Source organism: Micromonospora sp. NPDC048887 (genome assembly GCF_040649715.1).
Taxonomy (GTDB): Bacteria; Actinomycetota; Actinomycetes; order Mycobacteriales; family Micromonosporaceae; genus Micromonospora.
The window spans coordinates 234,379-250,325 of sequence record NZ_JBEZGA010000007.1 but is presented as its reverse complement, the minus strand read 5'-3'; the positions used below and the strand labels follow the sequence as shown (position 1 = coordinate 250,325).

Here is a 15,947-nt window from a genome sequence, read left to right as displayed (position 1 = left end):
ATGGCAACCCGGATCCGCGACCTGTTCGGCGGCGGCAAGGACCGCCCGGAGGGCGTCGTCCAGCACACCGTCGGCAACGCGCTCGTGGTGCACGCCGAGGACGCCATCAGCCCGGAGGCCCAGTCCCTGGCGCTGTCCATGATCGAGGACGCGGAGAACGACGTGGTCGTGCTCGACCTCGGCGACGGGATGCCGATCAGCGCCTGGGAGTCGATGGCCGGGGTGCTGCCGCGCCGCCGCCGGGGCATCCGGCTCATCGCCTGCGGCCGGCACGGCAACTCGGCGGCGATGGCCGGTCAGTGGCTCTCCGAACGCCTCAACCGCACCGTCATCGCCCCGGACGGCGACCTGGTACGCGGCTCCGCCGGAACGCTGTTCGTCCACTCCGCCCCGGGCAGCGGCTGGGTGCGGTTCCGGCCCGGCCGCCCGCCGGCCTGGGACGCCAAGCGCTACCCGACGCCGCGATGGGACCGGGCCGCGATCGACACCCGGCCGTCCAGCGCCACCGCCGAGATCGAGCCGATCCCGGCCGGCGTCTGGATCCACAGCAACCGCGACCCGCAGGTGGTAGACCCGCAACGGCAGCGGCTCACCGCGTACGTGCCCTGCCAGGCGGAGACCATGACAGTGCTGCTGGGCTGCCCCGGCACGCCACCGCTGTCGCTCGACGACGTGGTGCGCTTCTGGCGCGGACTCGACGAGGAGAACCGGCACCGGGTGCGCTTCGTGCAGTTCGGCGAGGTCCGCATCCCCGAGGGGGAGGCGTTCGGCCAGGCGCTCGCCGACCTGCTGAACACCGACGTCACCTGCTACACCGGCGTGCCGATCGGCAGCCCGCACCGGTACGAGATCCGTACCGTGCTGCCCGACGGCGCGTTCGGCTGGGCGCCGTACGCGCTGGAGTTGTCCTACTCGCCCCGGGCGCACCCCAACTCCCGGGCCCGCCGGCCCGCCGTGCTCAGCCACCGCCCGCCGCTGGCCGGCGCCGAGGAGGTCGCACCCCGGGTCTACTGGTTCGCCCCCGGCGCCGTGGTCGAGGTGGTGCAGACCGGTCTCTGGGTACGCTCCACCGCCGAGCCGAGGAACGCCGAGCAGGTCCGGTCCGCGATGCTCGACGCGCGCAGCGGCACGCTCGTCTTCGACGACACCGTCCACTCCACCGCCCACCGGATGCGGGAACTGGCGCTCGACCTCGGCGCACGGGTCGACGGCATGGCGGGTACGAGCCGCGCGCTGATGCCCGCGTCGGTGCTGGTGCCCGGCGCGAAACCGCCCAGCCGGGCGGAGATGGCCGTCGACCTGGAGGCCGAGGCGGCCGCTGTGGGCACGACCGCGCCGGTGCGCGGGTACCTGGAGGTCACCCCGCCCGCCGCCGTCGCCCCGCCCGCGGCGGACGGTGTGGTGGTAGCCGTTCCCGCCCCGGTCCCGGCCCTCTCCGCCGAGCGGGAGCGGACGCCGACGCTGCCGCCGCCCCCAGCGGTGCCCGAACTGCCCCCGTCCCCGGTGGCGCCGCCCGGATCCGAGTTGCCGGCGCCGCCCGCGATGCCGTTCGTGTCCGCGCTGCCGGATCCACCGGCGGTGCCGCTCAGGTCCGAACGGGCGGCCCCGCCGCCGGCCGTGTCCGGACGGCCGCTTCCGTCGCCGGCCCCGGCCCGGTCCGAGCGACCGTTTCCGGCCGCCCCTCCGGTCGCGGCCGGACTGCCCGAACCACCCTCGGCGCCACTGAGATCGGAGCTTCCGGAACCACCCTCGGTGCCGCTCGGGTCCGAGCTGCCGCCGCCGCCCGCGATGCCGCTCCCGACAGCACCGCCGCTTGCGACAGCACCGCCGCTTGCGACAGCACCGCCGCTCCCGACCGCGCCGCCGGTGGCACCGGTCGTGGTGGCCGCCCCCACGCCCCCGGCCGGGGTCGGCGAGCCGGTCGCGCCCGCCTTCACCGAGCCGGCCGCCGTCGCCGAGCCGGCCGCACCTGCCGCACCCGCCGCGCCGACGGCACCTGCCGCGCCGACGGCACCTGCCGCGCCGGCCGCACCTGCCGCGCCGGCCGCACCCGCCGCGCCGACGGCACCCGCCGCGCCGGCCGCGCCTGTGGTCGCCGGGCCGGTGGTTCCCGCCGGTTCCGGGCGCGGGCCGTCGGCGGCACCCGCCGAGGACACCGGGGGCGAGGCGTACCCCGGGCCGTCCACCGTGCCGGCCGGCTTCGACGAGCCGGCGCCGCCGACCATGCCCGCCGGTTTCGGCCAGGCGCTCGCGACGCCACCGCCCGTGGCGGCCGGTCCGCCGTCGATGCCGGTCGCGGTCGACCTGCCGCCCGCCGCGCACGCCGGCACCGGCCCGGCGCGGAGCGCCGAGCCGGTGGACACACCCGGGCGGGCAACGACCGCCGGGCCGGCGGAGGACGCCGAGCCGTCGGAGGTGGCCGCCGAGGCGCGGCTGCAGCCGGTGCCCTCGGCCGGCGCGGGCGCGCTGCTGTCGGAGAAGAAGGGGCTCGCCGACGAGCGCGCCTGGCTGCGCCGCACGCTCAGCCGCGAGTTCGACGTGATGGCCAGCTCGGTGTCCCGGATCATGTCCGAGCACCCGGGCATGCAGGGCTCCGGCGTGTCCACCGACGACGTCCTCGCCGACTCGGTCGCGCTGCGGCTCTACCTGACCGGCCGTGGGCCGGGCGTCGACGCGGGCCTGCGGTCAGGCCGCAAGGGGCCGCACGTGCCGTTCGCGCGCTGTGTGGTCGCCGGGGCCTCCCGGATGCCGTCCTTCCGGGGCACCACCGTCTACCGGCTCTCGCCGACCGCCGGGGAGTGGGCGCTCTACCAGGACCGGCGGCTGGTCACCGACTGGAGCTTCGTCAACGCGCTCACCCAGCCGTGCGCCGCCGAGGACGGCGACACCGACGTGCTGATCTGGTCGATGACCGCCCGCCGGACCAGCCTGCTGGAACCCGACGGCGACGAGCACGTCGAGGACCGGGTGCTGTTCCTGCCGGGTACGAGCTTCAAGGTGCTGGACCTGCGCCGGCCCGCGGCGGGCGGGCGCGGCGCGGTGCTGCTGCGGGAGATCGGCGCCAACGAGATCGACGACACCGGCCGGGTCGACTCCAACCGGCTGTCGCTCGACGAGCTGGCGATCACGTCGCTGCGGCGCAGCGTCGACCGCTGGGCCACGGCCGAGCCCCGGGTACGCGTCGGAGCGGCGGCCCGCGGGCGCCTGCGGGTGCTGCCCGGACTGGACCGGAAGGGGTGACGCGGTGAGTCGGCAGGTTCTTGTGGTGGGCGACCGGAGGCCGGGCTCCCATCCGACGATCGGCGCCGCGCTGTCCCGCGCCGAGCCGGGCGCCACGATCGACGTCCACCCCGGCCGGTACGTCGAGAAGCTCGTGGTCGGCGACCGGGTGACGATCAGCGCGGTCCAGCCCGGCACGGTCGAGGTGCACGTCGAGGAGGGCAGCGTTCTCGTCGTCCGCGGCGAGGGCGCCCACCTGCGCGGCATCACGCTCAGCTCAGCCGACGCCACGCTCGCCGCTGTCGACGTGTACGCGGGCGAGGTGGCGCTCGACGACTGCCGGGTCAGCGGCGCCTCCTGGGTGACACTGCTGGCCCGCATGCAGGGCACCGTCGCGTTGCGCGGCTGCGACGTGACCAGCTCGGCGGGCGCGGGCGTGGTGGTGATGTCGGCCGGTTCGAGCACGATCGAGGACACCGACGTCCACGACGTCGCCACGAGCAGCGTGGTGGCCGGCGAGCAGAGCGCGCTGACGCTGCGCCGCTGCCGGCTGCGTACGGCCGGCGCGAACAGCGTGTGCGTCGGCGGTGACGCCCGGCTCACCGTCGAGCAGTGCGAGATCACCGGCGCCGGCAAGCCCGCCCTGGTGGTCGAGCAGCGCGCGTGGGCCCGCATCCGCGGCCTGTCCGTCACCGGCAGCGGCAACGTCGACGTCTTCGTCCGGGGCGAGGCCGACGTGCAGATCAGCGACTCGACGTTCACCGGCGCGGCGGTGCAGTCGGCGCACATCGCCGAGGGTGCCTCGCCGTCGTTCCGCGACTGCACGTTCGGCGGCGCCGGGCACACAGCGGTCCAGGTGCTCGGCGGCGGCCGGCCGACCTTCACCGACTGCACGATCCAGGACGCGCCGGTGGGCGTCGCCGTCAACGGTGGCGCCCCGCGTTTCCTCGGCCTGACCGTGCGGGGTACGCGGGACAACGTCGCGGTACTCGCGGGCGAGTCGGCGGTCGTGCTCCAGCGGCTGCGCGCCGAGATCACCACGGGCTCCGGGGTGCTGGTCCAGGACGGCGCCTCGCTGGAGGGCACCGACCTGGTGGTGGACGCGGGCGAGGCGACGGCGCTCGCGCTGACCGGACCGGCGCGGGGCGTCGTGCGCGAGGCCCGCCTCACCGGTACCGGCGCGGCCTGCGTCCGGGTGGGCGCCGGCGCCGACCTGACGCTGCGCGCGGCCCTGCTGCGCGGTTCCGGCGTACTGGCCGAGGGGGCGCTCCAGCTCGGCGACAGCGAGATCGTCGGCGCGGCCCGCGACGGCCTGCGGGTCACCGGCTCGGCGAGCGTCACGCAGACCCGGGTACGTGACGCCCGGGCCGACGGGATCGTCTTCGAGGCGGGCTCCCGCGGGTCGGTGAGCGACGGGGAGGTGTTCGGCAGCGGCGCGGCCGGCATCGGCGTGGACACCGTGGAGCCGGTCGCGCTCACCCGGTGCGTGGTGCGCGACAGCGGCGGCGAGGACGTGCGCCGCGCGCCCGGCGCGACGGTGACCACCGAGGCGCTGACGGTGGGCCGTCCGCAGGCCATGCCCGCCGGTCCGCCGGCCGCCGCGCCGGTCCCGGTCGCCGACGACGAGGGTACGGCCGAGGGGAACGGCTCGGACGAGCTGAGCGAGCCGCTTCGCGAGTTGAACGGCCTGATCGGTCTGCGCGGGGTGAAGCAGGAGGTCACCGCGTTGATCAACCTGATCAAGATGTCGCAGGTCCGGCTCCAGATGGGCCTGCCGATGCCGCCGATGAGCCGGCACCTGGTCTTCGCGGGCCCGCCCGGCACCGGCAAGACCACAGTGGCCCGCCTGTACGGCTCGGTGCTCAAGGAGCTGGGCATCCTGTCCAAGGGCCACATGGTGGAGGCGGCGCGGGCCGACCTGGTGGGCCAGTACATCGGCTCCACCGCGATCAAGACGACCGAGCTGGTCACCAAGGCGCTCGGCGGCGTGCTCTTCATCGACGAGGCGTACACGCTGTCCAGCGGTTCCGGCGGTTCCGGACCGGACTTCGGCCAGGAGGCCATCGACGCGCTGATGAAGATGATGGAGGACCACCGAGACGAGCTGGTGGTGATCGTCGCGGGCTACTCCGAGCTGATGGAGCGGTTCCTGGCCTCCAACCCCGGTATGGCGTCCCGCTTCACCCGTACCATCGAGTTCCCGAACTACTCGGTCGAGGAACTCGTCACCATCACCTCGAACCTGGTCAGCAAGCACTACTACGAGCTGACCGACGACGCGGTGGACGCGCTCACCGCGTACTTCACCCGGGTGCCGAGGAACGCCACGTTCGGCAACGGCCGGGTGGCGCGCAAGCTGTTCGAGGCGCTGATCAACAACCAGGCGTCGCGACTGGCCACCACGCCGCCCACGAAGGACAGCGAACTCAACCGGCTCACCGCCGCCGACGTCGAACCGGAGCTGGCGCTGCTGGAGGACCTGCCGGTCGAGCAGGGTGAGCAACCCGACGCGGCGACCGATCCCACCGGCGCGATAAACGCTGCCCGCAGCTGGAAACGGATCTGCGGCCTGGTCGGCGGGCAGCGGGTGAAGGAGGCGGCCGGGCAGACGCTGTTGCAGCTCTGCGAGGGGCGCAACCGCCGGCGCGGCCCCGGCCGCACCGGCAACGTGCTGCTCGGCGGCCGGGCCGGCAGCGGCCGCGGCGAGTACGCCCGGCTCTACGCGGCCTGCCTGTCCGAGCTGGGCCTGGTGCCGGTCGGGCACCTGGTGCGGGTGGGCACCAGCCGGGAGCTGGCGCCGCAGTGGCCCGGCCAGACCGGCAGTCTCGTCGACGCGGTGCTCGACGACGCGGCCGGCGGGGTGCTCCAGCTCGACTACGTCGACGACGGCTCCGGCGTGGCGCCGGAGATCGCCGAGGCGCTGGTCGGCCGGATGCGCTCCCGGCTCGGTGACCCGGTGGTGGTGCTGACCGGCGAGGAGGCGGCGCTGGCGAGCCTGCGCGACGCGGTGCCGGCGGTGAACGAGGTGTTCGGCCAGCAGTGGTCGGTGCCCGAGTTCAGCACCGACGAGCTGGCCGCGATCGTGCTGCGGCACCTGGAGCGGCGGGGCCACGAGGTGCCCGACGACGTCCGCGCCGCGCTGACGCAGATGGCCGGGCGGTTGCCCGAGCGCACCGTCCACGCCGCCCACCAGTTCTCGCTCGCGCTGACCCGGCGCACCGGCTCCCGTACCCTCGCCCTCGCCGACCTGGCCGCGCCCGGCCCGGCGGTCGGCGAACGGCTCGGCGGCCTGGCCGCCGTCGGCTGACCACCCGCCCGTCCCGGACAGAAAGGCCCGGCATGCAACCCGAGTCCAAGCCGATCCCGCCCTCGTTCCAGGAGTTCATGGAGAACGCGCAGCGCCTGGAGGACCAGATGCGCGGCGCGCAGGCGGAGTTGGCGAAGGCGGTCGTGACCGGCCGCTCGCAGGACGCCACGGTGGTCGTCATGGCCAGCGGCCTGGGCAAGGTCCAGGCCGTCCGGGTCGACCCGGTGGTGTACGAACGGCGTGACGCAGCGTCGTTGCAGGCGGCGATCATGGAGGCCATCCAGGCTGCGGGCGAGAATGCCGGGAAGCTCGCGACGGAGAAGATGGGCCCTGTCGAAATCAATCTTCACTGACTGAAAAAAGTCTGACCAGCGGTTACGCGCACATCTTCACGCCTTACAGCCATCCGGCCGGAGACTGTGGAGATTTCCTGAAGGACTCTCCATGAGACTGTCAGCCCCTACTGACAGTGATGGAGATGGCTGTGGAGCAAGTTGCCGTCTTTGTGCACGCGCCCGACCCGCTGACCCACACCGGCCTGACCGCCCACCTCCGGTCGTGTCCGGACATCACGCTGCTGGACAGCGCGGACCGCACGCGGGCGCGGGTCCTCGTCGTCGCCGCCGAACGGCTCACCACCGACGTGATCGCCATGCTGCGTCTCGCGGCGACCGAGATCGGCGCCCCGGTCGTCCTGATCACCACGGAGGTCAGCGAGCAGGAACTGCTGACCGCCGTCGAGTGCCGCGTGGTGGCGGTCCTGCCGCGCGCGGCGGTCACCGCCGAACGCCTCGCGCACAGCGTCCGGGCGGCCGCCTCCGGCGGCGGCGTACTGCCCCCGAACCTGGTGGGCGAGCTGCTCAAACACATCGAACGGCTCCAGCGCGACGTGCTCAACCCCAACGGGCTGAACGCCTCCGGCCTGACCGCGCGGGAGATCGACGTGTTGCGGCTGATGGCCGAGGGCTTCGACACCAACGAGATCGCCGACGAGCTGCGCTACTCCGAGCGCACGGTGAAGAACGTCATCTACGGCCTCAACCACCGGCTGAAGCTGCGCAACCGCTCGCACGCGGTGGCCTACGCCCTGCGCTCCGGCATGATCTGAGGTGATCACGCGCCACACCGTCGGCAACGCCCTGGTGCTGCACGCCCGCGAACGGATCAGCACGGAGGCCCGTACGGTCGCGCTCTCGGTGGACCGGGATCCCGACAACGACATCGTGATCCTCGACCTGCAACACGAGCTGCCGTTCGACATCTGGGACACGGTCGCGACCGAGCTGCGCCGGCAGCGCCTGCGCCGGGGCATCCGGCTGGTGGTCTGCGGCGCCCGTCCGGAGACCGGGGCGCTGGCCGGCCAGTGGCTCTCCGACCGGCTGGGCCGGCCGGTGATCGCCCCCTTCGGGCGGATGATCCCGGGCGCGGCGGGACTGCTGTTCGTGCACGCGACCGACCTGGGCGGCTGGGTCTGCTACCGGCGCGGCCAGACGCCGGTCTGGCAGTCGAAGCGCTATCCCGTACCGGCCTGGGACGGCGCCGCCGTCGACCACCTGACGATCAGCTCGACCTGCGCCGCCGAGCCGCTACCCGGCGGCGTGTGGTTGCGGGAGAGCCGCGACGAGGCCGCCGTCGCCGTACACGGAAGTCACCTCACCGCGACGATGCCGTGCCTGCCGGACGCGATGCCGGTGCTGGTGGGCTGCCCCGGAACGGCGCCGCTGCGCCTGGACGACATTGCCCGGTTCTGGCGCGGGCTGGCGCCCGAGGGCCGCGACCACGCCCGCTTCGTCCAGTACGGCCCGGTCGCGTTGCCCGAGGGCGACCAGTTCGGGCAGGCGCTGGCCGACCTGCTGCGCTGCCCGGTGCGCGTCTTCACCGGCGTGCCCACCGGCCGTCCGGACGGTCCGGCGATGTTCACCGTCGACACCGACGGGCGGCCCGGCTGGCAGGTCTTCGCCGAGGAACTGGCCTACCGTCCCCGGGAGACCCTGGGCGCGAAGGCGGTGACGCCGCGCATCCTGCGCCACCGCGCGCCGCCGGAACTCGGCGAGCCGGTCGGCCCCCGCGTCTACCAGTACGCCCACGACGCGGTGGTCGAGGTGATCCCCTCCGGCCTCTGGCTGCGCGGCCCCGAGGCGCCCCGGCACGCCGACCGGATCCGCGCGGTGCCGATGGACCCGAACCGCGCCCGGCTGGTGGTGGACGATCCGGCACCGGCCGTGGCTGACCGCCACCGGGAACTGGCCGGCGACCTGACCGCGCGGCTGGACCCGGCGACCCGCGGGCGAACGGCGGTACAGCCGTCCTCGGCCGTGGCGCCGGGACGTCCGGGGCTCTCGGCTCGCGGGTTCGAGGCCGGGACGTACCGGCACACGACCGGTGACGCCGCCGGTCCGGTCTCCGCGCCGCCGGCGGCCGTGCCGCCCGTCCCGGTGCCGGCGGCCGTGCCGGAACCGGTGCCCGTCGCCGTGGCCGGTCCGCCCGCGCCGCCGACCGGCGAGGTGGCCGCTGCCGGGGTCGCCGTTCCCGCCCCGCCGGACGCGGCCCTGCCGGCCGGCTCCGGACTACCCGGCGCGGCGCCGGAGGTGGCCGGACCGCACGGTGCCGGGTCAGGCGTGGCGGGGCCGCACGGCGATGGACCGGATGTGGCCGGGTCGGTGCTCGGCGGCGGCGCGGCGTGGGCGACGGGTCCGACGATGACGTTGCCGGTGCGGCGCCCCGACCCGGCGCCGGTCCGCTTCCAGCGCACCCCCGGCGACGACGCGCGCGGCGTACGCCCCGGACCCGACCTGGACGAGGAGCGGACCTGGTTCCGGCGCGCGTTCCGCCGCGAGATCGCCGCCGTCTCCGCCGACGTGGCGGACGTGCTCACCGCGCACCCGGCGCTGGCCGAGGGCGCCGGCGCGGTGGAGTACGCCACCGCCGTCCGCCTCTACCTCTCCGCCACCGGTGACGGCCTGGACCAGGCGCTGCGGTCCGCCGAGCCGGGTGGTCACGTGCCGTTCGCCAGGTGCGTGTCGGCGGGCGTACGCCGGCTGCCGGCGCACCGCGGCGTCGCGTACGCCGGCGCCGAGCTGACCACGGCGGACCTGCGCCGGATCGCGCAGCGCCGGGTGCTGACGGACTGGGGGTTCACAAACGCGCTCGCCGAGCCGCCCGCCGACCTGCCGGGCACGGTCGAGGTGCTGATCTGGTCGGCCACGGCGCGGCGCACCGCCGTGTTCGAGACCGGCGACGGCGTGCCGGCCCGGGTCCTCTTCCTCCCCGGTACGGCGTTCACGGTGCTCCAGGTGCAGGATCCGGAGGCCGGTGCCCCGGCCCGGCTGCTCTTGCGGGAACTGGCAGTGGAGGAGCCGCCGGTCGACGGGCGGGTGCGCTTCGACGCCCTCGCCCTGGCCGCCCTGCGCCAGCATCTCGCGCGCCGCACCGGCCCGGGTACGCCGGTCTCGGCGGAGGCCGCGCGCCGGTTCACGGGCGTACCCGGGCTGCGCTGAGGGCCTACCCGTCGCGGAGGGCGGCGAGCGTCGCCCGCTGCGCCTGCGACAGCCGGCGGCTCGCCAGGGCGCGGCGCACCAGTTCCCGGCCCGCCTCCGGCGCTTGGCGGAACAGCTCGTCGCCGTGCGCGACCAGCCAGCCGACCAGCCATTCGTCCACCTCGGGCGGACCGGCGAGCAGGTGTTCGGCGATCCGGATGAGCGCGCCTCCGTTCTCGGCGAGCGCCTGCGCCGCGTGCCGGTGCAGCGTCGGGCGCAGCGCGGCGGGGATGCCTGCGGCGAGCGCCCGCCGCAGCACGGGTTGCCGGAACGCCAGCTCGCTGCCGGCGGCCACGAGGACGTCGGCGGCGACCGCCTCCTCCAGCCCGGCCATCAGGTCGAACGGCGACCGTCCGGTGACCGCCGCGACCTCGGCCACGGCGAACTCGCCGCCGAGCAGGGCGGCGTAACGCAGCGCCTCCCGGGCGCCGGGGGAGAGGTGGTCGAGGCTGGCCCGCACGGTGTCCAGGAGCGAGCGCGGCATGTCGTCGGCGCGCGCGTCGACCTCGGCGAGCCCGTCGACCACCCGTACCGCGTCCTCCGCCACGAGTCCGGCGACCAGTTCCCGGGCGTACAGCGGATTGCCGGCGGCCAGCGGCGCCAGTGACCGCAGAGTGGCGCCGGGCGGCACGCCCACCGTCGTACCGAAGATCTGTTCGATGTCCGGCGCGGGCAGCGGGGCGAGCCGGATCAGGTGCCCGTCGCGGGTGTTCACCCCGCGCCGCAGCCGGGCCAGGTCGCGGCGACCGGGCTCGGGCCGGGCGGTCGCGACGAGCAGCAGCGGCAGCCACCGGGTCAGCGCGGCCATCCGCTCCCAGGCCAGCAGGCTCACCTCGTCGGCCCACTGGAGATGGTCGACGGCCAGCACCAGCGGGCCCGTGGCGGTCAGCGTCCGGACGTGGTCGAGCACCCGGTCGACGGCCGTGGCCGGGTCCTCGTGCGGCGCGTCCTCCAGGGCCAGCGCCCGGAGCATCACGTGCAGCGGGATGCGGCTGGTGAGTTCCTCGGCGACGCCGCGCGCGACCCGGTGGCCCCGCGCCCGCGCCTCGTTCAGGGCGGCGTCGAGCAGTGCGGACTTGCCGATGCCCGGCTCGCCCTCGATCCACACGATCGCACTGCGGCCCGCGCCCAGCAGGCCGGCCAGCAACGCCAGGTCGCCGTCGCGTCCGACCAGGGCACCCCGCGGCGGTACGGCGGGCGCCGCCACGGCTGCCGAGGCGGCCGGTGCCGCAACGGCGGCCGGCGTCGGCTCGGCGAGGATGCGGCTCTGCAGCCCGCGCAGGGCCGGGCCCGGCTCGACGCCGAGTTCGGCAGTGAGCACCCGGCGTGCGGCGTGGAAGACGTCGAGCGCCTCGGTACCCCGGCCCGCCCGGTGCAGCGCGCCCATCAGCAGCTCGTGGAACGGCTCGTGCAGCGGGTGGTCGCGGACCAGGCCGGTCAGCTCGGCGATCAGCGCGTCGTCGCCGCCGTCGGCCAGGACCAGCCGGGCCCGCCGCTCCGCCGCGGCGATCCGCAGCTCCGTCAGGCGGTGCCGGTCGAGGTCGGCGAAGAGCCCGGTGACGTTCGCGTACGCCTCGCCGTGCCAGAGCGCGAGCGCCTCGTCGAGCAGGGCCACTGCCTCCCCGGACCGCCCGGCGGCGGCCGCCGCCCCGGCCGCCTCGCACAGCCTCTCGAACCGGTCGGCGTCCAGCGCGCCCGGTTCGAGGCGCAGCGTGTAGCCGGTCCGGCCGGAGCGCAGCCCTCCGGCCGGGCCGAGGCCGCGCCGCAGCCCGGAGACGTAGGTGTAGATGTTGCCCGCCGCGGTGCTCGGCGCCGACTCGCCCCAGAGCGCGCGGATCAGCTCGGTGCGGGTGACCGGGCGGTTGGCGTTCGCCGCCAGCACCGCGAACAGGGCCCGCCGCCGGGCCGGGCCGAGGTCGATCTCGACCTCGCCGTTCCAGGCGCGTACCGGCCCCAGAACGGTGACGCGCAGTCTTCTCACCGCTGGCCGGAGACCGTTGTCCCGACGGCGATCCGGTCCATCTCGGCGCGCGTCGCGGCGTCCCCGGTGTGCGCCGACACCCAGCTCGCCTCGGCGCCGGCGGGCAGCCCGCTGCGGTGCAGCACCCGGGCCAGCTGCGCGGTGAGCAGCTCGCGGGCCGGTGCGGAGAGGCCGGGTGCGGCGACGGCGTGCCGCAGCACCGCGATCGCGGGCGCGGGGGCGACAGCGCTCAGTTGCGCGGCGTGCGCGGTGAGCCAGTCCTGCACCCACGCGTCGACCGGCACCGGCCCGGCCAGCAACTGGCCCGCGACCCGGCCGAGGTCGCCGCCGGCCTCGGCGAGCCGCTGGGCGAACTGCCTGTGCATCAGCACCCGCAGCGCGGTCGGGATAGCGCCGCGCAGGACCCGGCGGATGACCGGGTGCCGGAACCGCAGGCGGCGTCCGTCCTCGACGAGGAGGCCGGCGGCCAGCGCCTCCTCCACGGCCGGCAGGAGCTCCGGCGCCGATCTGCCGGTGACCGCTGCGAGGTCGGTCACCAGGTAGTTGTTGCCGAGGAACGCGATCGCCCGCAGCAGTTGACGGGTGTCGTCGGCGAGCGGTTGCAGGTGCCGGGAGACGGCGTCGGTCAGTTCCGGTCCGGGCGTGTCGGCGGTCCGGCCGTCGCGGTCGGCGAGCACGAGATGCCGCAGGTAGTACGGGTTCCCGGCGGCCGCCGCGACGAACGAGCGCGCGGTGCCCAGATCCGGGCCGGGCGGGCGGGACCAGGCGCGCACCAGGCCGGCCGCCGTGTCGTCGTCCAGCGGCCCGAGTTCGATCAGCGCGGTGCCGTCGCGGGGCAGCACCCGGCGCAGGAGCCGCACCTCGTATCCGGCCGGCACCGGGCGGGCGGCGGAGACGAGCAGCAGCGGCAGCCGCGTGGTGAGCTTGTGCAGCGCGTGCCAGATCAGCAGCGACATGTCGTCGGCCCACTGGAGGTCGTCGAGGACCAGCAGCAGCGGCCGTTCGGCGCACCGCGCGACCACGAACCGCTGGACCGTGTCGATCACGGTCATGGTCGGTGGCGCCCCGCCCGTGCAGGCGTGCAAGGAGGCGGGCAGGCCGTCGTCGCCCAGTGACAGGCACTCCAGCACGATGCTCAACGGCATCCGGTACGCCAGCTCGTCGCCGACGGCCCAGCCGACCCGGACGCCGAGCGGGGCCGCGCCGCTCAGTCCCTCGGCCAGCAGCGCGGACTTCCCGATGCCGGCCTCGCCGCTGACCCAGACGCTGCCGCCGCGTCCGCCGGCCAGGCCGGTGACCGCCGACCGCAGGCGGGCCAGCGCGGCGGAGCGACCCCGGAAGCCGGGGTGCCGGGACGGCGCCGGACCGGGGGCGCGCGGGTGCGCCGGGTTGCCGCCCAGGAGCTGTTCGTGGATCTGCCGGAGCGCGGCGGCGGGTTCGGTGCCGGCCTCCTCGACCAGCCGGTCCCGCAGTGCGGCGTACAGCGCCAGCGCCTCGGCGGTACGCCCCTGCGCGGCCAGGGCCCGCATGGCCACCGCGTACAGGCTCTCCCGGGCCGGGTGGCGGCCGGCGAGCGCGAGCAGACGGTCGACGACCTCGGCGCCGCGTCCGAGGCCCAGCATCAGCTCGGCCTGCCGCTCCACTGTGGTCAGGTACAGCTCGCCGAGCCGGATCCGATGGCCGGCGGCTCGTGGTCCCGGTACGCCGACGAGCGCCTCGTCGCCCCGCCACTCGGCCAGTGCGGCGTCCAGCGCGGCCAGTTCACCGGTCGTGTCTCCGGCGGCGCGCGGCGCGCGGCTGCGCTCCCGTAACCGCTCGAAGCGGTGCACGTCGACAGCGTCGGCGTCGACGTGCAGCCGGTAGCTGCCGCCCTCGGACGTGAGCACCCCGCCGGAGGACCACCTGTGGCGGTCCGGTTCGAGCATGCGGCGCAGGGCGGAGACGTACGTGTAGAGGTTGCCGGTCGCGCTGGCCGGGGGATGCTCACCCCAGACGGCGGCGATCAGCTCGTCCCGGGACAGGCCCCGCTCCGGGGTGAGCGCCAGCGCGCTGAAGACGGCCCGGCGCTGAGCCGAGCGCAGTGGCAGTTCCCGCCCGGCGTACGTGATCCGGAGACTGCCCAGCAAGCGGATGTCGAAGCCACTGCACTGTGCCGTCATGCCGTCCTCGTGGTGACCGGATACCTGCCTCGGTGACAACCGTTCGGCGGAACCCTAGCCCAACCATCTACCATGTCAACTTCGTGTGGATGGCCGGAAGGCTTACGGCACAGGGCTTTCCGGTGCGCGAAATATTTACCTCCGGCCGCCGGTGGTCGCGCTAGCAGGCAGTCTTCGCGAGGCCGGTCCAGACCGTCCACGAGGGATCGGCGGGCGGCCGGGCGTACCGGCGAGACGATACTCACCTCGGCGGGGGCCGGCGTCCGGCGCCGGCCCCCGCCGAGGTGGTTCAGCTGCCGGCGCAGGTGGCGGTGGCGCCGCCGCCGCTGCCGGTGCCCTGGAATCCGAAGGTGGTGGTCTGCCCCGCGCCGAGCCGTCCGTTGTAGCTCTGGTTGGCCACCGTGACGGTGCCGCTGGTGCCGCTCGGCACGCCGTTCCACAGCGAGCTGATCGCGGCGCCGCCGGGCAGGGTGAGCGTCACCCGCCAGCCGGTCAGCGCGGCGCTCCCGGCGGTGACCGTCACGTTGGCGACGAAGCCGCCGTTCCACTGGTCCTGGACGGCGTAGACGGCGGTGCAGGAGGCCCCGCCGGGCGGCGGGGTGGTGGGCGGGGGCGTCGTCGGCGGCGGCGTGGTGGGCGGCGGGGTCGTGGGCGGGGGAGTGGTGGGCGGCGGGCCGTCGAGCGTCAGGTTCTTCTGCTGCACGCTCCACTGGGTGCGGCACAGCCCGCAGTCCGGGCCGACGAAGTTGGCCCCGGCGCCGATGTCGCCCTTCAGCCGCCACTTGAGGTAGAGCACCGCGACCCGGCCGAACTCGCCGCCGTTGGGCTGGTCGTACGTGCCGCCGTGCCCGACGTTCAGGTTGCCCATGAAGGCGGGCAGCCCGGGCGGCAGCTTGCCCCAGTCGTCCATCGCGTTCGGGTACGCGATGTCGCTGGGCCCGCCGACGATGTACGCGATCGGCTTGGTCAGCCTGCGCAGTTGGTAGTCGTCGGCGTCGTTGAGCAGGCCGCTGCTGAAGATGCCGGTGGTGGTGACGCGCGGATCGTTTGAGACCGCGTACGCCTCCAGGCCGCCGCAGGAGAACCCGGCCACGGCGATCTTCGTGGTGTCGATCCGGTTGTAGTACTTGCTGCCCGACCGGGAGTTCTCCGCCACCGCCCAGTCGATGGACTGGGTGAGCATCTGGGAGTTCGTGGAGCCGGAGCCGTTCGGTGCGCCGTTGGCGATGGCGAGGAAGCCGTGGGAGGCGATCTCGCGCAGGAAGTTGCCCTGGGAGAGGCCGTTGGCCGAGCACGCGCCGTTGCCCCACACCAGGACGGGAAGGCGCTCGGACGGGAGCGTCTGGGGCCGGAAGATGGTGTGGTTGGGCAGGCTCGACGAGGTCTCGTAGTCGGCGGGGTAGGGCCCCGAGCCGCCGATCGCGGCGCCCGCCGGTGTCGCGCCGAGCGCGACGATCACCGAGGCGATCGGGACGACGGCGGCCGCCAGCCCGGCGTAGATCTTCGATCTTGTTCTCATGCGTCCTCCAGGGGACGTCGTGACGGCGCTCCCTGGGAGGTGGTGGTGGCGGTCTGTCGGCCACGTCGGCGTGGCGCCGCCGGGTGCGTCCCCGCAGGGGGACCGGCGGGAGCTTTGCAGTTACTATCACCGCCGTAACCAAATGTGTCAATGCGCGTCGGTCGATGTCTGGCGCCGATTTGGTTGACAACTCAACTTTTCTCCGGCACGGTTGGCATCGATGCGC

Annotated in this window: 8 protein-coding genes; 5 read left to right on the top strand and 3 right to left on the bottom strand. The window is 75.1% G+C overall.

The features are described 5' to 3' along the window. The 5 genes from AB0C17_RS14330 to AB0C17_RS14310 all read left to right on the top strand — a co-directional run bounded on the left by AB0C17_RS14330 (position 1) and on the right by AB0C17_RS14310 (position 10,023). Positions 1–3,240, top strand: coding sequence for a hypothetical protein (locus AB0C17_RS14330; RefSeq protein WP_357478796.1), 3,240 nt, complete (start codon positions 1–3; stop codon positions 3,238–3,240). A 4-nt stretch (positions 3,241–3,244) separates the two neighbouring features. Further along, entirely contained in the window at positions 3,245–6,526 is a 3,282-nt protein-coding gene (locus AB0C17_RS14325; RefSeq protein WP_357478794.1) for a right-handed parallel beta-helix repeat-containing protein, read from the top strand. A 32-nt stretch (positions 6,527–6,558) separates the two neighbouring features. Then, entirely contained in the window at positions 6,559–6,879 is a 321-nt protein-coding gene (locus AB0C17_RS14320; protein WP_357478791.1) for a YbaB/EbfC family nucleoid-associated protein, read from the top strand. 119 nt (positions 6,880–6,998) lie between these two features. Further along, positions 6,999–7,634, top strand: coding sequence for a response regulator transcription factor (locus AB0C17_RS14315; protein ID WP_357390930.1), 636 nt, complete (start codon positions 6,999–7,001; stop codon positions 7,632–7,634). A gap of 1 nt (position 7,635) precedes the next feature. Beyond that, the gene (locus AB0C17_RS14310) at positions 7,636–10,023 is read left to right on the top strand and encodes a hypothetical protein (RefSeq protein ID WP_357478788.1); all 2,388 of its coding nucleotides are present in this window, start codon (positions 7,636–7,638) and stop codon (positions 10,021–10,023) included. 4 nt (positions 10,024–10,027) lie between these two features. Here the strand turns inward: AB0C17_RS14310 and AB0C17_RS14305 are convergent, their stop codons facing one another. From AB0C17_RS14305 to AB0C17_RS14295, 3 genes are all read right to left on the bottom strand, one after another. Next, positions 10,028–12,043: a BTAD domain-containing putative transcriptional regulator gene (locus AB0C17_RS14305; protein ID WP_357478785.1), complete on the bottom strand. Its 2,016-nt coding sequence runs from the start codon at positions 12,041–12,043 to the stop codon at positions 10,028–10,030. Beyond that, the gene (locus AB0C17_RS14300; protein WP_357478782.1) at positions 12,040–14,202 is read right to left on the bottom strand and encodes a BTAD domain-containing putative transcriptional regulator; all 2,163 of its coding nucleotides are present in this window, start codon (positions 14,200–14,202) and stop codon (positions 12,040–12,042) included. The genes AB0C17_RS14305 and AB0C17_RS14300 overlap by 4 nt, the downstream gene beginning before the upstream one ends. Before the next feature lie 289 nt (positions 14,203–14,491). Then, positions 14,492–15,721: a cellulose binding domain-containing protein gene (locus tag AB0C17_RS14295; RefSeq protein WP_357478779.1), complete on the bottom strand. Its 1,230-nt coding sequence runs from the start codon at positions 15,719–15,721 to the stop codon at positions 14,492–14,494. Positions 15,722–15,947 lie beyond the last annotated feature (226 nt).

Excerpts from the sequence above, each read along its gene's own strand:
- AB0C17_RS14330 (WP_357478796.1), top strand. The coding sequence starts at position 1 with ATGGCAACCCGGATCCGCGACCTGTTCGGCGGCGGCAAGGACCGCCCG.
- AB0C17_RS14320 (WP_357478791.1), top strand. The coding sequence starts at position 6,559 with ATGCAACCCGAGTCCAAGCCGATCCCGCCCTCGTTCCAGGAGTTCATG.
- AB0C17_RS14315 (WP_357390930.1), top strand. The coding sequence starts at position 6,999 with ATGGAGATGGCTGTGGAGCAAGTTGCCGTCTTTGTGCACGCGCCCGAC.
- AB0C17_RS14300 (WP_357478782.1), bottom strand. The coding sequence starts at position 14,202 with ATGACGGCACAGTGCAGTGGCTTCGACATCCGCTTGCTGGGCAGTCTC.
- AB0C17_RS14295 (WP_357478779.1), bottom strand. The coding sequence starts at position 15,721 with ATGAGAACAAGATCGAAGATCTACGCCGGGCTGGCGGCCGCCGTCGTC.